This is a genomic window from Pikeienuella sp., from assembly GCF_046290545.1.
Taxonomy (GTDB): domain Bacteria; phylum Pseudomonadota; class Alphaproteobacteria; order Rhodobacterales; family Rhodobacteraceae; genus Pikeienuella.
Genome location: NZ_JBKAGV010000012.1, coordinates 1 through 23426 on the forward strand (window position 1 = coordinate 1; position 23426 = coordinate 23426).

Here is a 23426-nt window from a genome sequence, read left to right on the forward strand (position 1 = left end):
CGTCACCGGAGCCTCCGAAGGCGGCGTCTTCCGCTGGACGGCCGCCGAAGAGGCCCTCTCGGCCAACTTCTCCCCCGACGCCGTCCCCCCCGCCCCCGCCGCCGACGGCATGATCGGAGACATCCACGGATCGCCCGAATACAGGGCCCATCTCGTCGCCGTGATGACGAAACGCGCCGTAAACGCCTGCTGAGACCGAACGGCGCCGCGCTCCGGCGCGGCGCCGTTCACATCCCTCGCGCCGCCTTCGCTAGGCGGCGCACGCCTTCCTCCAGCTTCGCCTCGTCGTTCAGCGTGAAGTTGAGCCGGATCGAGCGGCGATCCTCCCCCAGCGGGTCGAAGACGCGGCCCGGCGTGACGCAGACACCCGCCTCCAGCCCCGCCTCGAAGAGCCGGTCCGTATCGAAGGCCGGGTCCTTGGCCGTCGCCCAGAGGAACATGCCGCCGACGGGAACCTCCCAGTCGAAGACGTCCGGGAGATGCGTCGCCATCGCGGCGGCCAGCGCGTCCCGCCGCTTTGCGTAGAGCGCGAGGAGGCCGGGGCGGATCGCCTCCGGCAGGCGCGTCTCCAGCGCGCGGAGCGCGATCTTCTGCGTCAGCGGGCTCGTGCACATGTCCGCCCCCTGCTTCGCCGCGGCGAGCGCCGCGATCATCTCCGGCGCGGCGATGGCCCAGCCGATGCGGAGGCCGGGCGCGATCTCCTTCGAGAAGGTGCCGAGATAGACGACCGGGCCGCGATATGGGCCGGGGCGGAGCGCGCCGGAAAGGGAGAGGATGCGCGGCAGCGGCTCGGAATCGTAGTAGAGCGCGCCGTAGGGATCGTCCTCCACCAGCCATGTCCCCGTCGCCTCCGCCGCCGCCGCAAGCTCACGGCGCCGTTCGAGGCCGACGAGGCGCCCCGTTGGGTTGGAAAAATTCGGCACGACATAGCCGAACTGCGCGCCGGACAGCGACGCCTCTGCGTCGAACCCGTTCCGCTCGGGGAAGATCGGCCGCCAGGCCGGCCTGCGCGGGCGCCAGGCGTCGAGCGCGCCGAGATAGGCGGGGGACTGGCAGGCGACGACCTGCCCCGGCTCGATGAGAACCTGCCCGACGAGGCTGAGTCCCTGCATGCCTGCCGTCGTGATGAGCACGTTCTCCCGCCCCAGCGCCATTTCCGGCGTCGAGAAGCGGGCGGCGACGGCGTCGCGAAGCGCAGGCAGGCCGTGGATCGGGCCATAGGCCAGCGTCTCAGCGCTCTCCCGCGCCGCCTCGGCCGCGAGCGCGGCGACGGCCTCGCCCGGATAGGTCTCCGGCGCAGGCAGGCCGCCGGCGAGGTTGATAAGGCAGGGCACGCCCCCCGCGGCGAGAAAGCGGGCGGTGATGTCGTTCGTCTCCGACAGCCAGCCGGCGAAGGCGGGGCGGGGCGGTTGCGCGTTCATCGGCCTCGCTGCTCCTCGATCTCGCGGGTCGCCGGCGGGCGGGCGACGCCGAAGAGCAATCCCCCATCCGGCGGCACCGGTCAACGCCGCGCCGGAAATCAGGCCGCGCGCGCTGGCGCCCCGCCGCGGAGCGCGACCCAGGCGTCATGTTGCGAGAGGAAGACGCGGCCGTTCAGCGCGTCGAGGAAATGACTGCGCTTCAGCCGATCCATCACCGGCCCCTTCACCTCGGAGAGATGGAGGCCGACGCCGATCTCCCCGAGCCGCTGGTTGATCGCCTCGAGGCTTTCGAGGGCGGAGAAGTCGATCTCGTTCACAGCCGAGCACATGAGCACGACATGGCGCACGGCGCAGCCCTCCGCCACCCGGTCCTGCACCATGTCTTCGAGGAAGCGGGCGTTGGCGAAGAAGAGGCTCTCGTCCACCCGGAGCGTCAGGATCGCCGGGTCCGTCTCCACGTTGTGGCGGAGGATGTTGCGGAAATGCTGCGTGCCGGGGACGAGCCCGACCTCCGCCACATGGGGGCGCGAGGTCTTGAGGAGGTGGAGCGCGACGGAGAAGGCGACGCCGGCGGAGACGCCGGCCTCCACCCCGAAGCCGAGCGTGAGGAGGATCGTCGCGCTCACCGCTGCGAAATCGGCCTTCGAATAGGCCCAGGAGCGGCGGAGGATGGAGAAATCCACAAGGCTGAGCACTGCAACGATGATCGTCGCCGCCAGCGTCGCCGTCGGCAGGTGGAAGATGAGCGGCGTGAGCGCGACGGCGGCGACCGCGAGGCCGATGGCGGTGAAGGCGCCGGCGGCCGGCGTCTCCGCCCCCGCGTCGTAGTTCACGACGGAGCGCGCGAAGCCCCCCGTCACCGGATAGCCGCCGGTGAAGGCGGCGCCGAGATTGGCGGCGCCGAGGCCGATCAGTTCCTGGTCCGGGTCGATCCTCTGCCGCTTCTTCGCCGCCAGCGTCTGCGCCACGGAGACGGATTCGACAAAGCCGATCAGTGAGATGAGCGCCGCCGGGGCGAGCAGCGCCGTGACGAGGACGAGCGAGAAATCCGGCATGGTGAGCGGCGGCAGGCCTTGCGGCACGGAGCCGACCACGGCGACGCCCTCGGCTTCGAGCCCGAGACGGGCGACGAGCAGCGTCGTCGCCGCCACGGCGGCCACAGGGCCGGCCTTGGCCACGAGATCGGCGAGCCGCGGGCGGAGCCCGAGCCGGACGAGGAGCGGCTTCAACCCCTTCCGCACCCAGAAGAGAAAGGCCGTCGCCGACGCGCCGATGGCGAGGGTGATCGGGTTCGTCTCCGGCAACGCGGAAAAGAGCCCCGCGAGCATTTCGGGGAGCGTCCCGCCCCCCGCCTTCACGCCGAGAATGTGCTTGAGCTGGCTCGCCGCGATCAGGACGCCGGAGGCCGTGATGAAGCCGGCGATGACCGGATGGGAGAGGAAATTGGCGATGAAGCCGAGGCGCAGGAGCCCGAAGGCGAGCAGCATCCCGCCCGAAAGTGCGGCGAGGGTGAGCGCCGCGGCGGCGTAGTCCGCCCCCGTCTCCGCGACGGCCTGACCGAGGGCCGCCGCCGTCATCAGCGAGACGACGGCGACCGGGCCGACGGCGAGCGCCCGGCTCGATCCGAAGACCGCATAGAGCAGGATCGGCGCGATCGAGGCGTAGATCCCCACCTCCGGCGGCAGGCCCGCGAGCATGGCGTAGGCCAGCGATTGCGGGATCAGCATGATCGTGACGATGAGCGCGGCGACGAGGTCGTTCGTCAGCGCGCCGCGATCATAGGCGCGGCCCCAGGCGAGGATGGGGAGATAGCGGCTAAAGACGGGTTTCATGCGGGCTCCGGCCCTTCCTTCGGGGCCGGTCAGCGCGCGGCGCTGATCTTCTCCGGCTTCGCCATCCATTCGCGGCCGCGCAGCATCGCCTTCCAGTAAATCGGCGGCAGCATCTTCTCCTTCAGCAGCCAGGCGAGGCGGCTCGGCTTTGTCCCGTCGATCAGGAAGCCGGGGAAACTCGGCTTCAGCACGCCGCCATAGCCGAATTCCGCCAGCACGATGCGCCCGCGCTCCACCGTGAGCGGGCAGGAGCCGTAGCCGTCATATTGAGCGACGGCCTCGCGCCCCGCGATGTCGGCGGCGATGTTCTCCGCCACGACGGGCGCCTGTTTCCGCGCGGCGGCGGCCGTCTTGGCGTTCGGGGCGTTCATCACGTCGCCGAGCGCCCAGATATTGGCGTAGGTCTTGTGGCGGAGCGTGCTCTGGTCCACGTCCACCCATCCCGCCGCGTCCGCCAGCGGAGAGACGCGGATGAAATCCGGCGCCGTCTGCGGCGGGCAGACATGGATCATGTCGAACTCCGTCTCCACGCGCTCAGGCGCGGAATCCGGCCGCTTCACCTCGAAGGTCGCCTTTCGGGCCGGCCCGTCGATGGCGACGAGATTGTGGAAGAAGTCCAGCTTCGCGCCGTAGCGGTCGATATAGGACTGGAGCGCGGGCACATAATCCTTCACCCCGAAGAGCACGCCGCCGGCATTGCAGAAATGAATGTCGATGTCCTTCAGCGCGCCCGTCCGCCGCCAGTGGTCGGCGGAGAGGTAGAGCGCCTTCTGCGGGGCGCCGGCGCATTTGATCGGCATGGGCGGCTGGGTGAAGAGCGCGCGGCCGCGCTTCAGGCCCTGCACCAGCTTCCACGTATAGGGCGCGAGGTCGTAGCGGTAGTTGGAGGTGACGCCATTGCGGCCCAGCGTCTCCTCAAGCCCCTCCACCTTCGCCCAGTCGAGCTTGAGCCCGGGGCAGACGACGAGGCGCCCGTATTTCACCACACGGCAGCCGTCGAGGATCACCGCGTCGGCGCCGGGTTCGAAGGCGGCGACGGCGGACTTGATCCAGTGGACGCCGGGGGGGATCAGCGAGCCCATCGTGCGCGCGGTCTCCGCCGCCTCGAAGACGCCGCCGCCGACCATCGTCCAGCCGGGCTGGTAATAGTGGATGTCCGCCGGGTCGATGACGGCGATCTCGAGCCCCGGCTTCCGCGCCCGGAGGCTGGCGGCGACGGAGACGCCCGCGGCGCCGCCGCCGACGATGACGACGTCGAAGGAAGCGTCGCCCGTGTCCGTCGGCGTCCTGCCGCCATTGGCGATGCGCCGGGCGACGCCCGCCATGTCATAGCCCGCCGCCGCCGTCGCCCCGAGGATCTCCGGCAGGGGCCGGCGCCTGGCCTCCGCCAGCGACCAGAGCGTGGCGGAGCGCGTGCCGGTGCGGCAATAGGCGAGGATCGGCCCCGGCGCCTCGCGGAGCGCGCGGGAAAAGGCCGCCGCGTCCTCGTCCCGCACGATGCCGCCGGCTATGGGAATGTACCGCGCCTCCAGCCCGGCGGCGCGGGCGGCGGCCTCGATCTCCTCGAAATTCGGCTGGTCCGCGCCCTCCCCGTCCGGCCGGTTGCAGATGATGGTGCGGAAGCCGGCCGCCCCGATCGCCGCGACGTCCGCGGCGGCGATCTGCGGGCTGACGGAGATCTCGTCGGCGATCCTGCGGATGTCCATGTAGGTTTCCTCCCTTCGCGCCGCTCAGAGCGCGTTGACGGGCAGTTTCAGCATCTGGCGGCCGTCCGCATCCGTCGGCACCTCGCCGCCCCTCATGTTGACCTGGAGCGAGGGGAGGATGAGCTTCGGCATGCCGAGCGTCGCGTCCCGCGCCTCGCGCATCGCCACGAAGGCCTCCCGCGTCTTGCCGGCGCCGACATGGATGTTGTGCGCCTTCTCGTCAGCGACCGTCGTCTCCCAGCTTATGTCCCGCCCGTTCGGGCCGTAGTCGTGGCACATGAAGAGCCGCACCGAGTCCGGCAGGGCGAGCACGCGCTGGATGCTGTCATAGAGCGTCCCGGCGTCGCCGCCCGGAAAGTCGGCGCGGGCGGAGCCGCCATCCGGCATGAAGAGCGTGTCGCCGACAAAGGCGGCGTCGCCCATCACATGGGTCATGCAGGCCGGGGTATGGCCGGGCGTGTGCATGGCGAAGCAGGTCATCGAGCCGAGCTTGTAGGTGTCGCCATCGTTGAAGAGCCGGTCGAACTGGCTGCCGTCCCGCTGGAACTCGGTGCCCTCGTTGAAGATCTTCCCGAAGGTTTCCTGCACCACGAGGATGTTGGCGCCAATGCCGACCCGCCCGCCAAGCCGCTCCTGGATGTAGGGCGCGGCCGAGAGATGGTCGGCGTGGACATGGGTCTCGATGATCCAGTCGAGCGTCAGGCCGCGCTCCCGCACCCGCGCGATCAGCATGTCGGCATGCTCGAAGGTGATGCGTCCGGCGGCCTGGTCGAAATCCATCACGCTGTCGACGATGGCGCAGGCGTTCGAGTTCGGGTCCTTCACGATGTAGCTGATCGTGTTCGTCGCCTCGTCGAAAAAGCCTTCGACCTCGGGGCGAGTCTCGATGTTCAGGGGGTAGTTGGTCATGTCGATTTCCTCCGGAGCGTCATTTCTACAGGCTTGAACTGGAGATAAGGGGCCTTCGCCCCGGCTTCTGTGACGAAGTCACCGTAACGCGGAAGCCGCGGCGCCGCGTCGCGGGCGCCACCGGGTTCAGGCCCCGGCGAGGCGGGCGATTGCGGCCCGGTCCGCGATCTCGATCCGCCCGCGGGACTGAGCGATCCAGCCGCGGCGCTGGAATTCCTGCAACTGGCGGGAGACGACCTCCCGCGCCGTGCCGAGTTCCGCGGCGAGCTGCTGATGGGTGACGCGCAACTCGTCCTCCCCCGCCGCCAGCGCGATGAGGCGCTGGGCGAGGCGGATGTCCACCCGCCCGAAGGCGACGTCGTCGATCACATGGAAGAGATCCGTCAGGCGGCGGGCATAAGCTTCGAAGATCATTGCCCGGAAGGCGGCGGAACGGCCGGCGAGGTCGTCGAACACCGATTGCGGGATCGCGACCGCCTCCACATCCGTCTCCGCCACGCCCTCCGCCAGATAGGGGGCCCCGGCGAGCAGGCAGGCCGTCGTCATCACGCAGCTTTCGCCGGCGGAAACGCGGTAGAGCACGACCTCCCGCCCCGACTCGGAGGTCTGGCTCACGCGCACGCCGCCGGAAAGGACGAAGAGGAGGTTCGCCGCCTCCTGCCCCGAGGAAAAGACGACCGAGCCGGCGGGAACGCGGATGTAGACGCTGCGGCGCGCGACCTCGTCCCGCAATGGCGCCGGCAGGTCGGCGAGCGGGCCCAGACGGTCGATCATTCCCGGGGGAATCATGCCCGCGCCCTCGTCGGAGCCGCCGCCTCGAGCGGCGCGATCCGGGCGAGAAGCTCGCCCCGGTTGGCGGCGATGTCGGCCACCGTCACCCCGTCCAGCACGTCGAGAAAGGCGTGCGTCGCCTCCTGCAGGGCGCGGGAGAGGCGGCAGATTCCGATCAGCGGGCAGGTGTTCGTCGCCCGGTTGAAACATTCGACGATGTCGAGCGGCCCCTCCGTCAGCCGCACGACCTCCCCCACCGTGATCTCCGCCGCCGGGCGGGCGAGGCGGAAGCCGCCGCCGCGGCCGCGCTGCGTCTCGATCAGGCCGGCGCGGCCGAGGGCGTGGACGATCTTCACGATATGCGGGCGGGCGAGGCCATGGACCTTCACCACGTCGTCCACCCGCACCAGCGCCGGCGCCTTCAGCGCCGCAAGCTGGAGCGAGCGGAGCGCGTAATTGGTGTAGCTCGTCAGGCGCATCGGCCCTCGCCTCCCATTGCTCGATGCAGGATATAGGTTTCCGCCTCTTCGCGCCAGCCTCCGGCGCCGATGGCTCTGTATGGTAGATTGGTTCGCAACGCGCCTGCGTCGCAGCGCCGCGCATAAAGTTATATTAATTATATTGCTTATTAGGATGGGAGACCCCATCCCTCTTCCTGCAAGCCGCGGCGCCGCCGCGACGCTGGAAGGGAGCGAACCCATGAAGCCGATCATCCTCGCCGCCGCGGCCGCCGCCGCGCTGGCCGCCGCCTCCGCCGCTGCGGAGGAGCGCAAGCTTGTATCCGTCGTCACCACGCCGGAGCCGCAGACGCAACTCATGGCGATGGTGCTGACCATGCAGGCCGTGCAGCAGGGCGCGAAGGCGCATGTCCTTCTCTGTGGCCCGGGCGGCGACCTCGCGCTCCGGGACGCCCCGGCAAGCGCGACCGCGCCGCAGCCGCCGCGGGACATGAGCCCCCAGGGCCTGATGGGGAAGATCATGGAAGCAGGGGCGATTGTGGAGGTCTGCGCCATCTACCTGCCGGGCAAGGGCGCAGGGCCGGAGGCGCTGATCGATGGCGTCGGCGTCGCGCAGCCGCCGGCCATGGCGGGCGCGATGATGGACCCGGAGACGCGCGTCTGGTCCTTCTGACCGGAACGCAGCGGCGCCGCGGCTCACGTTTCCGGCGCCGCGGCCGCATCAAGCCTTGAATTGCGCCGCTCCGGCGCCCGACCTTGCGGAACGTGGGCCCCGAGGCCCGGCGATTCCATGAGGGAGGATGCGATGAGGGCGATTGCGACCGGCGTTCTGGCCGCGGCGGCGCTCGCCGCGGGCACGGCGGCCGAGGCGCCGGACCCGGCGGACTGGCCCGCCGTCCTCGGGGCGGCGAAGGGGCAGGAAGTGCACTGGCACGCCTGGGGCGGCTCCGCCGCGATCAACGACTACATCGCTTGGGCGGCGGCGGAGGCCGGGCGGCTTCATGGCTTCACGGTCGTCCATGTCCCGCTGGCGGACACGGCGGACGCGGTGAGCCGGGTGATCGCGGAGCGGGCGGCGGGGCGGGACGCGGGCGGCGCGGTCGACCTCATCTGGATCAACGGCGAGAACTTCGCGGAGATGAAGGAGCAGGGCCTCCTCTTCGGCCCCTGGGCGGAGAGCCTGCCGAACTGGGCGCTTGTGGACCCGGTCGCGAACCCTGCGGTCGCCTTCGACTTCACGATACCGACCGAGGGATACGAGGCGCCATGGGACATGGCGCAGATCGTCTTCTTCCACGACTCCGCCCGCCTGCCGGAGCCGCCGCGCTCCATTCCCGCCCTGCTCGACTGGGCGAAGGCCAATCCGGGCCGCTTCGCCTATCCGCAGCCGCCGGATTTCCTCGGCTCCACCTTCCTCAAGCAGGCGCTGATCGCCCTGACGCCGGACCGGGCGAGGCTTCAGGCGCCGGTGGACGAGGCGGATTACGAAGCGGCGACCGCGCCGCTCTGGGCCTGGCTCGACGAACTGACGCCCCATCTCTGGCGCGGCGGCGCGGCCTGGCCGCAGAGCGGGCCGCGGCTCATCCAGCTTCTGGCGGACGGGGAGACGGAGATCGCCTTCAGCTTCAACCCGAACGAGGCGGCGAACGCCGTCGCCAATTTCCAGCTGCCCGAAAGCGTGCGGAGCTTCGTGCTGGAGGAAGGCTCCATCGGCAACGCCAACTTCCTCGCCATCCCCTACAATGCGGGGGATGCGGCGGCGGCGATGGTTCTCGCGAATTTCCTGATGTCGCCGGAGGCGCAGGCGCGGAAGCAGGACCCGGAGATCTGGGGCGGGATGACGGTGCTGGCGATGGACCGGCTTTCGGCGGAGGACCGCGCCCGCTTCGACGGCTTCGCGCGGGGGGAGGCCTCGCTCCCGCCCGAGGCGCTGGGGCCGATCCTGCCGGAGCCGCATCCGAGCTGGATGGTCCGGCTGGAGGAGGACTGGGCGAAGCGCTACGGCTCGTCCCGGTGAGGCGGCGGTGACAGCGGCGGCGGGGCGAGCCCGGCGGGTTCCGTCGCTCGCTCCGGCGCTGACGGTCGCGCTGCTGCTCCTGCCGGTCTCGGCCGGGCTCCTCGGCGTCGCGGCCCCTTCGCTCGGCTACATGCCCGCGCTGGGCGGAGAGCGGCTGAGCGCCCTGCCCTTCCGGGAGCTTTTCGCCTGGCCGGGCCTCTCGCGCGCGGTCGCGCTCAGCGTCCTTGTCGGGCTCGCGGCGACGGCGCTCTCGCTCCTCGCCGTCATGCTGATCGTCGCGGGCTGGCGCGGGTCGCGGGCGTTCCGGGCGCTGGAGCGGGCGCTCTCCCCGCTCCTCTCCGTGCCCCATGCGGCGGCGGCCTTCGGCCTCGCCTTTCTCATCGCGCCCTCGGGCTGGATCTCCCGCGCCCTCTCCCCCTGGGCGACGGGGTGGGAGCGGCCGCCCGACCTCCTCATCGTGCAGGACCCGTGGGGCCTTTCCCTCATCCTCGGGCTCGTGGCGAAGGAGGTGCCGTTCCTTTTCCTGATGACGCTCGCCGCCCTGCCGCAGGCGCAGCCGGCGAAGAGCGAAACGGTGGCCCGCGCGCTCGGCTACGCGCCTTTGACTGGATGGTTCAAGACCGTCTTTCCCCGCATCTACAGGCAGATACGGCTGCCGGTGCTGGCCGTTCTCGCCTATTCGATGTCGGTGGTGGACATGGCGATCATCCTCGGGCCGAGCGCGCCGCCGCCCCTCTCCGTGCAGGTCGTGCGCTGGATGAACGACCCGGACCTTGCGCTCCGCTTCCGCGCGGCGGCGGGGGCGATGCTGCAGCTCGGGCTCGTCGCCGCCGCGCTCCTCCTCTGGGCCGGGCTGGAAAAGGCGGGCGCGGCGCTCGGCCGCCGCTGGGTCGAGCGCGGGGGGCGCGGCGGGGGAGCGGCGGAGGGCGCGCTGCGGCTCCTCGGCCTCGCGCTCGCCGCGCTCTCGGCGGGGGCGGTCTTCGCCGGGCTCGGGGGGCTCGCAATCTGGTCATTCGCCGGGCTCTGGCCTTTCCCGGACGCGCTGCCGGAGGGGCCGACGCTCCGCTCCTGGATGCGCCACGGCCCGGCGCTCGCCGCGCCGATGGCGGAGACGCTGCTGATCGCCGCCGCCGCCACCGCGCTTTCGCTCTTTCTGACGATCGCCTGCCTGGAGACGGAAAGCCGCCACGGGCTTGCGCCCTCGGGCCGGGCGCTCTGGCTTCTCTACCTGCCGCTGATCGTGCCGCAGGTCGCGTTTCTCACAGGGTTGCAGACGCTGGCGCTCGCCGCGGGGCTGGACGGCGGGCGGGGCGCGGTGATCGCGGCCCATGCGCTCTTCGTCCTGCCCTATGTATTCCTCTCGCTCGCCGGGCCCTGGCGGGAATGGGACGCGCGGCAGGCGCTCGTCGCGCGCACGCTCGGCGCCGGGCCGGGGCGCGTGCTTTTCGCGGTGCGGCTGCCGATGCTGTTGCGCCCGGCGCTGACCGCCGCCGCGGTCGGCTTCGCGGCTTCCGTGGGGCAATACCTCCCCACGCTGCTGATCGGCGGCGGCGCGGTGCGGACGGCGACGACCGAGGCCGTCGCCCTCGCCGCCGGGGGGGACAGGCGGGCGATTGCGATCTGGTCTCTGGCGCAGACCGCCGCGGCGCTCGCCCCCTTCCTCGCCGCGGCGCTGATCCCCCGCCTCGCCTGGCGCAACCGCGCGGGGCTCCGCGATGGCTGAGCGGGGGTTGCGGCTGGAGCGGCTGGAGATCACGCGGGAGGGGCGGCGCCTCGTCTCGCTCGACACGCTGATCGGCTCCGGCGAGGCGCTGACGGTGATGGGGCCCTCAGGCTCCGGCAAGTCCACCCTGCTCGCCGCCATCGCCGGCGCGCCGCCGCCCGGCTTCTCCGTTTCGGGGCGGGTGCTGCTCGACGGGCGGGACGTGACGGCGCTGCCGCCCGAGGCGCGACGGATCGGCATCCTCTTTCAGGAGGAGCTTCTCTTCCCCCATCTCTCGGTCGGCGCGAACCTCGCCTTCGGCCTCCGCCCGCATGTGAAGGGCCGCGCGGCGCGGCGCGCGCGGGTGGAGCGGGCGCTCGTCGAGGCCGGGCTCGAAGGCATGGCGGAGCGGGACCCGGCGACGCTCTCCGGCGGGCAGAAGGCGCGGGCGGCGCTGATGCGGATGCTTCTCTCCGAGCCCGCGGCGCTCCTCCTCGACGAGGCCTTCTCCCGCCTCGACGCCGCGCTGCGCGACCAGATCCGCGCGCTCGTCTTCGACACGGCGCGGCGGGAAGGGCTGCCGCTCTTGCAAGTGACGCATGACGAGGCGGATGCGGCGGCGGCGGGGGGGCGCATCGTCCGGCTTTGAACCGTAGGCGGTCGACGGCGCGGCGTCAGCGAGGGAGACACCGGCGCGTCGCGCATGTAACTAGAACCGACGGCAAAGCCGCGACGCGAACGGCGGAGGAGGCGCTCAACGCATGAAACGTCGCCTCGCCGCGATCCTCGCGGCGGACGCGGTCTCCTTCTCCGCCTTCGCAGGGCGGGACGAGGAGGCGGCGATCCGCGCGCTCAAGGGCCATATCGGCGCGATGGAGCCGGTGATCGGGCTCCATTCCGGACGTATCGTGAAGGGGACAGGGGACGGGTTCCTCGCCGAATTCGGCTCGGTGGTGGACGCCGTCTCCTGCGCCGACACCGCGCAGAAGCTGATGGCGGAGCGGAACGCGGCGCAGGGCGAGGAGAGCCGCCTCCTGTTCCGCATCGGCGTCCATGCCGGCGACATCGTGATCGCGGGGGATGACGTGCTGGGCGACGGGGTCAACATCGCCGCACGTCTCGAAGCGCTGGCGCCGCCCGGCGGCGTCGCCGTCTCGGCGAGGGTGCGGGAGGACGTCGAGGGCAAGCTCGACCTCGCCTTCACGGATACGGGCCTCCGGGAGCTGAAGAACATCGCGAGGCCTGTCCGCGTCTTCACGCTCGGCGCCGCGGCGGCCCTCGCGCCAGCCCCGGCGCCGGCGCTCCCCGACAAACCCTCCGTCGCCGTCCTTCCCTTCGCGAACATGTCCGCCGCCGCGGAGGATGATTATTTCGCGGACGGGGTGACGGAGGAGATCACCTCCGCGCTCGCGCATGTGCCCTCGCTCTTCGTCATCGCCCGCAATTCCTCTTTCACCTACAAGGGGCTGAACGTGGATGTGCGGGAGGTCGGCCGCGCGCTCGGCGTCCGCTACGTGCTTGAGGGGAGCGTCCGGCGCGGCGGCGCCCGGCTGCGGGTGACGGGGCAGCTCGTCGATGCGGAGACTGGCAAGCACATCTGGGCGGAGCGGTTCGACGGTGGGGTGGAGGACATCTTCGACCTTCAGGACCGGATCGCCGGCGAAGTCGCCGCCGCGATCGCGCCGGAGATCAGGAGCGCGGAGATCGCGCGCGGGCTCCGCAAGCGGCCGGAGAATCTTGACGCCTACGACCTTTACCTTCGTGCGCAGGACGCGCTGAACCGCTCCCGCATCGAAGAGGCCTGGGAGTTGCTGGCCAAGGCCGAAGAGGCAGCGCCGGGCTACGCAAAGGCCATGGCGCTCCGGGCGTGGCTGACGACGATCGGCCACATGTTCGGCGAGCTGACCGCAGAGGAGACGCATGAGACCGGCCGTCGCCTCGCGCGCCGCGCGCTCGACCTCGACGGGTCAGACCCGGAGGTGGCGGCCTACGCCGGCTACGCGATAGGTTTTCTCGAAGCCGCGCACGATCAAGCGCTTCGCCTGCTGGAGGAGACGACGGCGCGTTGCCCCAGCTTCGCCTGGGCGTGGATATCCTCCAGTTTCCTGTCAGTTTACGTCGGCGACGCCGAAGCGGCGATTCGTAAGGCGGAAACAGGGCTTCGCCTCAGCCCGCGGGACCCGCTCGCGTTCCGGGCATATATCGCGCTCTGCCTCGCGCATGTGATCCTGGCCGATTACGGGAAAGTGCTGGACTATTCCTCCCGCGGACTCTCGATGAACCCCCGCGCCTCGCTGATGCTGCGCTACCGTCTTCTGGCCTGCCAGAAGCTCGGCATGAGAGAGGAGGCCGAGATGGCGCGCCAAAGGCACGAAGAGATCTACCCGGAGTTTCGCATAAGCGAATATCTGACCATCGCCCGCGACAACCTCAAATCGGATCCTCGGCTCTGGAGCGCGGTTGTTTCGGCCCTGCGCGAGGCCGGCTTTCCCGAGTGATCCAAGGAGGAGCCCATGCCCAAGGTCATCTTCGAACGCGACGGCCGGATCGGCCGCGTCACTCTCAACCGCCCGGAGGCGATGAATGCCATCGACGACGAACTGCCGGGGCTGCTGGAGGCGGCGATCAAGGCCGCCGAGGCCGACCCGGGCGTGCATGTGATCGTTCTCTCGGGGAACGGCCCGGCCTTCTGCGCGGGCTACGACCTCAAGTATTACGCCGAGGGCAACGGCAACGGGCAGGCGACTCAGGACATGCCCTGGGACCCGATGAAGGACTACGCCTTCATGTGGGCCAACACGCAGAAATTCATGTCGATCTTCCGCTGCCTGAAGCCGGTGATCGCCAAGGTCCACGGCTACGCCGTCGCCGGCGGCTCGGACATCGCGCTTTGCGCGGACATGATCGTGATGGGGGAGGAGGCGCGGATCGGCTACATGCCGACGCGAGTCTGGGGCTGCCCGACGACGGCGATGTGGGTCTACCGGCTCGGCCCGGAAAAGGCGAAGCGGATGCTCTTCACCGGGGACAAGATCACCGGGCGGGAGGCGGCGGCGATGGGCCTCGTGCTCGAAGCCGTCCCCGAGGCCGATCTGGACGCGCGGGTGGAAGCGCTCGCGGCGCGGATGGCGACCGTGCCGGTCAACCAGCTCGTCATGCAGAAGATGGTCGTCAACCAGGCGGTGGAGGCGCTCGGCCTCAACGAGACGCAGCGCCTCGCGACGATCCTCGACGGCATCACGCGGCACTCGCCGGAAGGCCTGAACTTCAAGGCGCGGGCGGAGGCCGTCGGCTGGAAGCGGGCGGTGGATGAGCGCGACCGCGGGACATGGGACTGGACGGCGAACCGCCCGATCAACCCGGAGGCGTAGGCGGAGACGCCTCTCCCGCACAGGTTTCACCGGATCGTGAAGGCGGCGGGGGCGGCGCGCCCCTATTTCCCGAGATGCAGCTCAGGAGTCCGCCATGTTCCGCCGCGTTTCCCCCCTGCTTGTCGCCGTCTCCGCCCTCGCCCTCCTTTCCGCCTGCACGGCGGGGGCTACGTTCGAAGACCGGCATCCGGGCGCCGAGCGCGCCAACGCCTACGGCTGCCCCTGCCGCTAGGGCCGAAGAACGACGCTTGACGGATCGCTCCGCGCCGTGCTGCGTCTGTCACGGAACGCATCGCGATGGGGACGAGCGGCATGACCCATACCTACGAATCCGGCCGCCTGAATCTCCCCTTCGTCGGCATCGCGACCTTCGCGAAGAAGCCTTACGAGCCCGACTGGTCCGCGCTCGACGCCGATGTCGCGATCCTCGGCGCGCCGTTCGACATGGGGACGCAATATCGCGCCGGCGCCCGGTTCGGGCCCCGCGCGGTCCGGGAGGCCTCGACGCTCTTCTCCTTCGGCCATGCCGGCGCCTATGACCATGAGGACGACGCGGTCTATCTCGGCCCCGAAGTCTCCATCGTGGACATGGGGGACGCGGACATCGTCCATACCGACACGGAGCAGAGCCACGCGAACATCGAGGCCGGCGTGCGCGCCGCCCTCGCCGCCGGGGCGCTGCCTGTGGTGATCGGCGGGGATCACTCGGTCAACATCCCCTGCATCCGGGCCTTTGACGAGGAGGGGCCGATCCACATCCTCCAGATCGACGCGCATCTCGACTTCGTGGACGAGCGGCACGGCGTGCGCCACGGCCACGGCAACCCGATGCGCCGCGCGGCGGAGCGGGATCATGTGAGCGGGATCACCTCGGTCGGCATCCGCAACGTCTCCTCCACCGCGCGGGAGGGCTATGAGGCGGCGCGGGCGATGGGGGCGGACATCATCTCGGTGCGGCAGGCCCGCCGGCTCGGCGTTCCTGGCCTCCTCGACCGGCTTCCCGAGGGCGCGCGACTCTATGTGACCATCGACATCGACGGCTTCTGCCCCTCCATCGCCCCCGGAACCGGCACGCCGAGCCATGGCGGGTTCCTCTATTACGAGGTGCTGGAGCTCTTGCAGGGCGTCGCGCGCAATCATGAGATCGTCGGGATCGACCTTGTGGAGGTCGCCCCGGATTATGACCGTTCAGGGGTCACCGCGATCCTCGCCGCGCAGGTGCTGCTGAATTTCCTCGGCTTCGTCTTTCACGCGCGGGCGGAGCGATAGGCGCAACGGCCGCGGCGACGTGATAGGCTGAAGGCCGCAACCCGCCCGGAGCGCCCCATGCCCATCGCCGTCGGAGACCATATCCGCTTCCATCTCGGCCCGGACAGCGCCGCGCCCGGCCTCGACGACCTCGAGGCCGCCATCGTCGACTTCATCGACGGCGCGGAGAAGCGGCTCGACATCGCGGTGCAGGAGCTGGAGAGCCGCCCCATCGCCGAGGCCATCCTCCGGGCGGAGATCGAGCGCGGCGTGCGCGTGAGGCTCGTGCTGGAGGCGGATTATCTCCATGCCGGGCGGCGGCCGGCGAGCGTCGCCGAGGCCTTCGAGTCGAAGGGGCCGGAGGAAGAGAACCGCTTCCTCGCCGCCGCCGCGATGCGCGCGACCGTCTGGGTCCGGGCGGATTTCAACCCGGACATCTTCCACCAGAAATTCATCGTGCGGGACGGCTCCGCCGTCCTCACCGGCTCCACCAACTTCACGCCGACGGGAGTGGGCCGCTCGCCCGCGGGCGGCAATCTCAACCATGTGATCACCGTGAATTCGCCGGCGATGGCGAAGATCTATTCCCAGGAATTCGCCGAGATCGCGAAGGGAACCTTCGGGCGCCATTCGGCGGCCAGGGATCATCCGCCCGAATTCGTGGTGGACGGCGTGCGCTTCAAGGTCTGCTTCGCGCCGGAGCACAGCCCCGAGATGGAAATCGCCAAGCGCATCAACAAGGCGCGGGAGCGGATCGACTTCGCCATCTTCACCTTCGCCCAGTCGAGCGCGATCGACGACGCGCTGAAGATGGCGATGCGCGCGGGTGTGAAGATTTCGGGCGTGATGGACGGGATGCAGGCGAACCAGGTCTGGGCCGCGTCGAAGGGCCTGCTGGAGGCGGGGGCGGACCTGATGCGGGTGCCGAAAGTCTACGGCCTCGTGAACAAGATGCACCACAAGATGATGGTGGTGGACGAGGCGACGCTGGTGATCGGCTCCTTCAACTATACGGGCCCGGCGAACCTCGTGAACGACGAGAACATCGTCGTCATCACCTCGGACGGGGAATGCGGCGCCGCGCTGCCGCTCATCCGTGGCGCGCGGGCGGAGATCGAGAGGATTCGCGCGGCGCACGGCGCGCCGTTCCGATGAGGCGTTAACCGCGATTTAATATGGCGAATTCGCCGGAAACGGTTAAATGAGCGACAACATGCAGGCGCGCGCCTCCACCCCCGCGCGACGCAAGGCGCGGGAATGTTGCTGCGAAGCGCGCACGCCCACCCTCCCCTTCCCCTCTCCTGTTCTCGCGAGGGGGGAAGGGGGAGCCAGCAGGGCGCCTCACCCCCCGGTGAACCGCGGCGCGCGCCCTTCCGCGAAGGCGGCGACGCCCTCCCGATGGTCCTCCCCCGTCTGCGCAAGGGCGAACTGGTCGTAGTCCGCCCAGCTTGCGGCATGGGCGAGCGGCAGCGCGGCGGCCTCCACCGCCTGCTTGATCATCCGGAGCGGGACGGGCGGCATCGCGGCGGCGCGCGCGGCGAGGGCGAGCGCCGCATCCTCCGCATCCTCCGCCACCTCGTCCACGAGCCCGAACCGCTCCGCCTCCGCCGCGCCCCACCGCTCGGCCAGGATCAGGAGCCGCTTCGCCCGCGCCGGGCCGACAAGGGCGACGAGGCGCGGGACGGAGCCCCAGGACATGTTCATCCCCCGCTCGATCTCCGGCGCGTAGAAGACGGCGCCCGGCTCCGCGACGCGCAGGTCCAGCGCCCCGGCGAGCGCGACCCCGCCGCCGACGCACCAGCCCCGCACCGCGGCGATGGTGAGGCATTCGAGCTCCGCCCAGGCGCGGCACATCTTCCGCCCCGTCTGGAGGAGGAGCCGCCGCTCGGCGAGCGGCAGGGCGGCGAGGCTCGCCGTCTCCCCGTCCTTCAGGTCGAAGCCGAGCGAGAAGTTCTCCGCCCCGGCCAGCACGACGGCGGAGAGCGCGGGCGCCTCCGCCAGCCTCAGCGCCGTCTCGGTCAGCGCGCGCATGGCGGAGAGGGAGAGGGCGTTCGCCTTCGTCCCCCGGTCGAACCGGACGAGGGCGACGCGGCCCTCCTCCCGCATCTCCACGCTCACATCTTTCATGCCGCCTCCCTTGGCGTCAGGGCTGGACGCGCCCCGCGCTTCCCATAGTATCGGGATCAGAGCATGCCCGCGCCCCGCGCGCGAGGCGGGCCGAACCGACAAGGAGAGAAAGATGAAACACCGGAGCCTGAAAGGAGCCTCAGCCCTCGCGCTCGCCGCGGCCCTCGCCGCCGCGCCCGCCTCGGCGGAGAACGTCCTGCGCTGGACCAGCCAGGGCGACGCGCTGACGATGGACCCCCACGCGCAGAACGAGGGGCCGACCATCTCGATGAACGGCCAGATCTACGAGAGCCTCGTGACGCGGGACTACAACCTCGCGCTGCAGCCCGAGCTCGCGACCTCCTGGGAGGGCGACCTCGAAGGCTGGACCTTCACGCTCCGCCAGGGCGTGAAGTTCCATGACGGCGCCGACTTCACGGCGGAAGACGTCGCCTTCTCCTTCCGGCGCGCGCAGTCCGGCGCTTCGGACTACAAGGAGCAGATCAAGTCCATCAAGGACATAGAGATCATCGACGACCACACGGTCCGTTTCGTCACCGACGGGCCGAACCCGATCCTGCCGAACGAGATCACCTCGCTCTTCATCATGGATTCGGGCTGGGCCGCGGCCAACAACGTGGAGATGCCGCAGGACTACGCCGCGAAGGAGGAAACCTTCGCCGTGCGGAACGCCAACGGCACCGGCCCCTATCGCCTCGCCTCCCGCGCGCCGGACGAGCTGACCGTCATGGAGCGGAACGGCGAGTGGTGGGGCTGGAGCGAGTTCCCCGGCAACATCGACAAGATCGAATATCGCCCGATCAAGAACGCCGCGACCCGCGTCGCCGCGCTCCTCTCCGGCGAGGTCGATTTCGTGCTCGACCCGCCGCTGCAGGACCTGCCGCGCATCGAATCGACCGACGGGCTCGGCGTATCGACCGTCGCGCAGATGCGCTCGATCTTCTTCGGCATGGATGTGGGGAGCGCCGAGCTCCGCTCCTCCGACGTGAAGGGCAAGAACCCGTTCGCGGACCCGAAGGTGCGCCTCGCGGTCAACCATGCGCTCGACAAGGAGGCGATCAAGCGCGTCGTGATGGAGGGCCTCTCCTTCCCAACCGGCATGATCACCCCGCCGGGCGTGCGCGGCAACACGCCGGATAACGACGCGCCCTACGAGTTCAATGCCGAGGCCGCGAAGGCGCTGCTGGCCGAGGCGGGCTATCCGGACGGCTTCTCCGTGACGCTGGACTGCCCGAACGACCGCTACAACAATGACGAGAAGATCTGCCAGGCGGCGGTCGGCATGCTCGCGCGGATCGGCATCAAGGCGAATCTCGAGGCCGTCTCCAAGTCCCAGCACTTCCCGAAGATCCAGAACCGGCAGACGGACTTCTACCTCCTCGGCTGGGGCGTGCCGACGCTCGACAGCCATTACGTCTTCGCCTACCTGATCGACGGCGAGGGCTCCTGGAACGCCACCGGCTATTCCAACCCGCGGGTCAACGAGATCACCGACCTCATCGCCACCGAAATGGACGAGGAGAAGCGGGACGCGCTGGTGGCCGAGGCCTGGGACATCGTGAAGGCGGATGCGCCCTACGCCCCCGTCCACCATCAGGTCATCGCCTGGGGCATCTCCGACGGGTTCGAGATCCCGATCGGGGCGGATGACAGCTTCCGCCCGCGCTTCGTGGTGAAGAAGTAACGGAACTGCGGGGCGCCTCCCGGCGCCCCGCGACCCTGCACGGCCATGCTCGCATTTATCCTTCGTCGTCTGGCGCAGTCCGTCCTCGTGATGGCTGTCGTCTCCGTAATTTCCTTTTCGCTCTTCAACTTCGTCGGCGACCCGGTCAACAACATGGTCGGGCAGGACGCGACGCGGGAGCGGCGGGCTGAGATCCGTCTCGAACTCGGGCTCGACGATCCGATCCTCGTGCAATACGCGCGCTTCGTCGGGAACATCCTTTCCGGCGACTTCGGCATCTCCTACCGGATCAAGCAGCCTGTGGACGACCTCATCCTCGAGCGGCTGCCGGCGACGCTGGAGCTGGTCTTCGTCTCCGCGATCATCGCCCTCGTCTTCGGCATATCGCTCGGCGTCTATACCGGCATCAGGCGGGATTCCTGGATCTCGCGCCTCGTCCTCTCCTCCTCGCTGATCGGGGTGAGCCTGCCGACCTTCATCATCGGCATCGGGCTCATCTATCTCTTCGCCGTCCATCTCCGATGGCTGCCTTCCTCGGGGCGCGGCGGGGTGGTGGACCTCGGCTTCTGGAAGACCTCGCTGCTGACGCTGGACGGCTGGCGCTCCATCATCCTGCCCGCGATCACGCTCTCGCTCTTCCAGCTCACGCTGATCCTGCGCCTCGTGCGCGCGGAGATGCTGGAAGTGATGCGGACGGACTACATCAAGTTCGCCCGCGCGCGCGGCCTCTCCGAACGATCGATCAACTTCGTCCACGCGCTCCGCAACACGCTGGTGCCGGTGGTGACGATCATCGGGCTCAATATAGGCGGGCTCATCGCCTTCTCCGTCATCACGGAGACGGTGTTCCAGTGGCCTGGCACCGGGCTGATGTTCATCCAGGCGGTGGACTTCGTCGATGTGCCGATCATGGCGGCCTATCTCGTCTTCGTCGCGCTCCTCTTCGTGGTGATCAACCTGATCGTGGACATCCTCTATTTCGTCATCGACCCGAGGATCAGGATGGGCGGATCATGAGCGCCGTCGAACCCCGCGTCGATCCGGCCGCGAAACCGCCCTCAGCCTGGGCGCGGCTGCGGGAGAGCGACGTCTTCCACTCCTTCATCTCGACGCCCTCGGCGATGGTGGCCGCTTCCTTCACCGTCCTCGCCATCCTCGCCTGTTTCGCGGCGCCGCTGATCGCGCCCTTCAACCCGTTCGACCCGGCGCAGATCTCGCTCTGGGACGGGAAATTGCCGCCCGCCTGGGTGGAGGGCGGGCAGGCGCAATACGTGCTGGGGACCGACAATCAGGGCCGGGACATGCTCTCGACCATCCTCTATGGCGGGCGTCTCTCCATCATCGTCGGCCTCGCGGCGGTCGGGCTCGGCATGGTGCTCGGCGTCGGGCTCGGGGTGATCGCCGGCTATGTCGGCGGCGCGCTCGACGCTGTCATCATGCGGATCGCGGACGTGCAGCTGACCATTCCCGGCATCCTCCTCGCCATCCTCATAAACGGCATAGGGCGGGCCTTCCTGCCGCCCGAAATCCGGGAGGAATTCGCGATCTATGTCGTCATCATCGCCATCGGGCTGACGGACTGGCCGCAATTCGCCCGCGTCGCCCGCGGCGCGACGCTGGTGGAGGCGCAGAAGGAATACGTCCAGGCGGCGCGGGTGATCGGCCTGCCGGGCTGGCTCATCATGCTCCGGCACATCCTGCCGAACACGCTCCGCCCCGTCCTCGTGATCGCGACCATCGGCCTCGCGCTCGCGGTGATCGCGGAGGCGACGCTCTCCTTCCTCGGGCAGGGCATCCCGCCGACGACGCCATCGCTCGGCACGCTGATCCGCGTCGGCAACGAATATCTCTTCTCCGGCCTCTGGTGGATCACGCTCTTCCCCGCCATCGCGCTCGTCGTCCTCGTCTTCGCCGTGAACCTGCTGGGGGACTGGATGCGCGACGCACTCAACCCGAAACTCCGATGAGCGGCCACGGCGACCTACCGCCCGTGATGCTGCCGAGCGGGCGCACGATCCGCGAGCCGGCGGCGCGGGCCGAGGCGGCCGCGCCAGCCGCCCCGCCGCTGCTGGAGCTGCGCGGCCTCTCGGTCGAGTTCCCGACGCGGCGCGGCACGGTGGAGGCGGCGCGGAGCATAAACCTCGTCGTGAACGCAGGGGAGGTCGTGGGGCTCGTCGGCGAATCCGGCGCCGGGAAATCCACCATCGGCAACGCCGTGATCGACCTTCTGGAGCGTCCCGGCCGCGTCTCCGCCGGCTCCGTCCGCTTCGAGGGGGAGGAGATCCGCGGGCGCACGGAGGCGGAGATGCGCCTGATCCGGGGGGACCGGATCGGAATGATCTTCCAGGACCCGCAAACCTCCCTCAACCCTCTGATGACCATCGGCGACCAGCTCGCCGAGACCATCGCCAAGACGACCGGCCTTCGCGGCCCGGCGGCGCTTGAGCGGGCGGCGGAGCTTCTGGAGCAGGTGGGGATCGGGGAGGCGCGGGCGCGGCTCAAGTCCTGGCCGCACGAGTTTTCAGGGGGGATGCGCCAGCGCGTCGTCATCGCCCTCGCCCTCGCCGGCGACCCCGACCTCATCATCGCGGATGAGCCCACCACCGCGCTCGACGTCTCGATCCAGGCGCAGATCCTCGACCTCATCAAGGCCCTCTGCCGGGAGCGGAAGCTCGGCGTCATCATCGTCACCCACGATATCGGCGTGATCGCGGAGATCGCGGACCGGGTGGCGGTCATGTATCGCGGCGAGATCGTGGAGGAGGGGCCGGTCGCGCAGATCCTCGGTGCGCCGCGGCATGAATACACCAGGAGCCTCATCGCCGCCGTGCCGCGGGCGGACCGGAAGCTGCACCGCTTCGCCTCCGTGGACTATATCGAGGGCGGGGCGAGTGCGGCGCGGCGGATCGACATCGCCAATCACTGGCTCGGCCGCTCCGAGAGCCCGAAGGGAACCGGCGTCGCCGTCGAGATCGAGCATCTCAACCTCTCCTTCGTCCTCCAGAAGGCGGTGCTGAAGAAGAACCGCCGGATGCTGAAGGCGGTCAACGACGTGAGCCTGACGATCCGGGAGGGGGAGACCTTCGGCCTCGTCGGCGAGTCGGGCTCGGGCAAGAGCACGGTCGCGCGCCTTCTCGCCGGGCTCTACCGGCCGGATTCGGGCATGATCCGCGTGCTGGGGCAGGATCTCGTCACCAACCCGAAATCGCCCGAGGCGCGGCGCGCGCGGCGCGCGCTCCAGATGATCTTTCAGGATCCGTACTCCTCGCTCAATTCGCGAATGAAGGTGCTCGACATCGTGGCGGAGCCGATCCGCTTCTACCGGACCACCGGGAGCGAGGAGGAGACACGGCGCATCGTCGCCGACCTTCTGGACCATGTGGGCCTCGGCGCCGCCGCGGCGCTCCGCTACCCGCACGAGTTTTCGGGCGGGCAGCGGCAGCGCATCTCCATCGCCCGCGCCCTCGCCTCCCGCCCGCGGATTCTCATCTGCGACGAGCCGACGAGCGCGCTCGACGTCTCGGTTCAGGCGACGATCCTCAACCTTTTGAAGGACCTGCAGGAGGAGCTGGGCCTCACCATGCTCTTCATCAGCCATGACCTGCCGGTGATCCGCCAGATGTGCGACCGGGTGGCGGTGATGCGCCACGGCGCGATCTGCGAAACGGCGGAGACGGAACAACTCTTCGCCGCCCCGCAGCACGACTATTCGAAACACCTCCTCGGCCTGATGCCGAGCATGGAGCTGCTCGGCCCGACCGGGCTCTGAGCCGGCGCCTCAGTTGAGATCGGCGGAATGGGCGCGAAGATGCTCCAGCCGCACGATCTCCAGCGCGCGCCGGTGCGTCGCCGCAAGGCGCACCTTGGGCGCCCGGCCCGCCCGCCGCGCCTCCTCCCAACGCGCGGCGCAGAGGCACCATTGGTCCCCCGACTTCAGGCCGGGGAAGCCGTATTGCGGCATGGGCGTAGAAAGATCGTTCCCCGCAGCCTTCGAAAAGGCGAGGAATTCCGCCGTCATCACCGCGCAGACGGTGTGCGAGCCGCGATCCGCCTCGGCGGTGTCGCAGCAGCCGTTGCGGAAGAATCCGGTGAGGGGATCTTGCGAACAGGGCGCGAGATCGCCGCCGAGGACGTTCACCGAAGGGTCTAATTCAGCCTCGATCATGCAAGCCTCGTTGGA

The 23426-nt window shown here is 69.8% G+C and carries 21 protein-coding genes and 1 pseudogene; 14 read left to right on the top strand and 8 right to left on the bottom strand.

All coding sequences use genetic code 11. From position 1 onward, the window contains the following. Positions 1 to 193 (top strand): annotated as a pseudogene (locus tag ACE37J_RS10245) (carbon monoxide dehydrogenase); the annotation flags it as partial. Between the two features lie 34 nt (positions 194 to 227). Here ACE37J_RS10245 and ACE37J_RS10250 read toward each other — a convergent pair. The 6 genes from ACE37J_RS10250 to ACE37J_RS10275 form a co-directional block, all read right to left on the bottom strand. Further along, complete coding sequence (locus ACE37J_RS10250) at positions 228 to 1421, bottom strand: PLP-dependent aminotransferase family protein (RefSeq protein WP_409710974.1); 1194 nt, start codon at positions 1419 to 1421, stop codon at positions 228 to 230. Between the two features lie 98 nt (positions 1422 to 1519). Further along, positions 1520 to 3253 (bottom strand): SulP family inorganic anion transporter, encoded by a 1734-nt coding sequence (locus ACE37J_RS10255; RefSeq protein ID WP_409710976.1) that lies wholly within the window; start codon positions 3251 to 3253, stop codon positions 1520 to 1522. A gap of 29 nt (positions 3254 to 3282) precedes the next feature. After that, positions 3283 to 4959 carry a TIGR01244 family sulfur transferase gene (locus ACE37J_RS10260; protein ID WP_409710978.1) on the bottom strand — a complete coding sequence of 559 codons (1677 nt, stop codon included), beginning with the start codon at positions 4957 to 4959 and terminating at the stop codon, positions 3283 to 3285. A 24-nt stretch (positions 4960 to 4983) separates the two neighbouring features. Continuing rightward, on the bottom strand, positions 4984 to 5868 hold the full coding sequence (locus tag ACE37J_RS10265) for an MBL fold metallo-hydrolase (RefSeq protein ID WP_409710980.1): 885 nt from the start codon (positions 5866 to 5868) through the stop codon (positions 4984 to 4986). Between the two features lie 126 nt (positions 5869 to 5994). Continuing rightward, complete coding sequence (locus tag ACE37J_RS10270) at positions 5995 to 6642, bottom strand: Crp/Fnr family transcriptional regulator (protein WP_409710982.1); 648 nt, start codon at positions 6640 to 6642, stop codon at positions 5995 to 5997. 11 nt (positions 6643 to 6653) lie between these two features. Next, entirely contained in the window at positions 6654 to 7118 is a 465-nt protein-coding gene (locus tag ACE37J_RS10275; RefSeq protein ID WP_409710984.1) for an RrF2 family transcriptional regulator, read from the bottom strand. 220 nt (positions 7119 to 7338) lie between these two features. Here ACE37J_RS10275 and ACE37J_RS10280 point away from each other — a divergent pair, with 220 nt between their 5' ends. From ACE37J_RS10280 to ACE37J_RS10320, 9 genes are all read left to right on the top strand, one after another. Continuing rightward, entirely contained in the window at positions 7339 to 7770 is a 432-nt protein-coding gene (locus ACE37J_RS10280; protein WP_409710986.1) for a hypothetical protein, read from the top strand. Positions 7771 to 7902: 132 nt separating this feature from the next. After that, positions 7903 to 9114 carry an ABC transporter substrate-binding protein gene (locus ACE37J_RS10285; protein WP_409710988.1) on the top strand — a complete coding sequence of 404 codons (1212 nt, stop codon included), beginning with the start codon at positions 7903 to 7905 and terminating at the stop codon, positions 9112 to 9114. A 7-nt stretch (positions 9115 to 9121) separates the two neighbouring features. Beyond that, entirely contained in the window at positions 9122 to 10837 is a 1716-nt protein-coding gene (locus ACE37J_RS10290; RefSeq protein ID WP_409710990.1) for an ABC transporter permease, read from the top strand. Beyond that, positions 10830 to 11465: an ATP-binding cassette domain-containing protein gene (locus tag ACE37J_RS10295; RefSeq protein WP_409710992.1), complete on the top strand. Its 636-nt coding sequence runs from the start codon at positions 10830 to 10832 to the stop codon at positions 11463 to 11465. Before ACE37J_RS10290 ends, ACE37J_RS10295 begins: the two co-directional genes overlap by 8 nt. Positions 11466 to 11577: 112 nt before the next feature. Further along, entirely contained in the window at positions 11578 to 13314 is a 1737-nt protein-coding gene (locus ACE37J_RS10300; RefSeq protein WP_409710994.1) for an adenylate/guanylate cyclase domain-containing protein, read from the top strand. A gap of 15 nt (positions 13315 to 13329) precedes the next feature. Beyond that, entirely contained in the window at positions 13330 to 14187 is an 858-nt protein-coding gene (locus tag ACE37J_RS10305; protein WP_409710996.1) for a crotonase/enoyl-CoA hydratase family protein, read from the top strand. Positions 14188 to 14281: 94 nt separating this feature from the next. Then, the gene (locus ACE37J_RS10310) at positions 14282 to 14419 is read left to right on the top strand and encodes a hypothetical protein (RefSeq protein WP_409710998.1); all 138 of its coding nucleotides are present in this window, start codon (positions 14282 to 14284) and stop codon (positions 14417 to 14419) included. Between the two features lie 80 nt (positions 14420 to 14499). After that, positions 14500 to 15456 carry an agmatinase gene (gene speB / locus ACE37J_RS10315; protein WP_409711000.1) on the top strand — a complete coding sequence of 319 codons (957 nt, stop codon included), beginning with the start codon at positions 14500 to 14502 and terminating at the stop codon, positions 15454 to 15456. Between the two features lie 57 nt (positions 15457 to 15513). Beyond that, positions 15514 to 16590 (top strand): phospholipase D-like domain-containing protein, encoded by a 1077-nt coding sequence (locus ACE37J_RS10320; protein WP_409711002.1) that lies wholly within the window; start codon positions 15514 to 15516, stop codon positions 16588 to 16590. Between the two features lie 186 nt (positions 16591 to 16776). Here ACE37J_RS10320 and ACE37J_RS10325 read toward each other — a convergent pair whose 3' ends face one another. Continuing rightward, positions 16777 to 17562: an enoyl-CoA hydratase/isomerase family protein gene (locus tag ACE37J_RS10325; RefSeq protein ID WP_409711004.1), complete on the bottom strand. Its 786-nt coding sequence runs from the start codon at positions 17560 to 17562 to the stop codon at positions 16777 to 16779. Between the two features lie 112 nt (positions 17563 to 17674). Here ACE37J_RS10325 and ACE37J_RS10330 point away from each other — a divergent pair, with 112 nt between their 5' ends. The 4 genes from ACE37J_RS10330 to ACE37J_RS10345 are packed head-to-tail and all read left to right on the top strand — an operon-like array spanning position 17675 to position 23015. Next, a complete protein-coding gene (locus ACE37J_RS10330) occupies positions 17675 to 19246 on the top strand; it encodes an ABC transporter substrate-binding protein (RefSeq protein WP_409711006.1) in 1572 nt (523 codons plus the stop codon). A gap of 45 nt (positions 19247 to 19291) precedes the next feature. Beyond that, a complete protein-coding gene (locus tag ACE37J_RS10335; protein ID WP_409711008.1) occupies positions 19292 to 20263 on the top strand; it encodes an ABC transporter permease in 972 nt (323 codons plus the stop codon). Beyond that, a complete protein-coding gene (locus ACE37J_RS10340) occupies positions 20260 to 21213 on the top strand; it encodes an ABC transporter permease (protein WP_409711010.1) in 954 nt (317 codons plus the stop codon). The genes ACE37J_RS10335 and ACE37J_RS10340 overlap by 4 nt, the downstream gene beginning before the upstream one ends. After that, on the top strand, positions 21210 to 23015 hold the full coding sequence (locus tag ACE37J_RS10345; RefSeq protein ID WP_409711012.1) for a dipeptide ABC transporter ATP-binding protein: 1806 nt from the start codon (positions 21210 to 21212) through the stop codon (positions 23013 to 23015). Before ACE37J_RS10340 ends, ACE37J_RS10345 begins: the two co-directional genes overlap by 4 nt. A gap of 9 nt (positions 23016 to 23024) precedes the next feature. On the opposite strand, the gene ACE37J_RS10350 is transcribed toward ACE37J_RS10345, so the two are convergent. Next, the gene (locus ACE37J_RS10350; protein ID WP_409711014.1) at positions 23025 to 23411 is read right to left on the bottom strand and encodes a DUF2237 family protein; all 387 of its coding nucleotides are present in this window, start codon (positions 23409 to 23411) and stop codon (positions 23025 to 23027) included. Positions 23412 to 23426 lie beyond the last annotated feature (15 nt).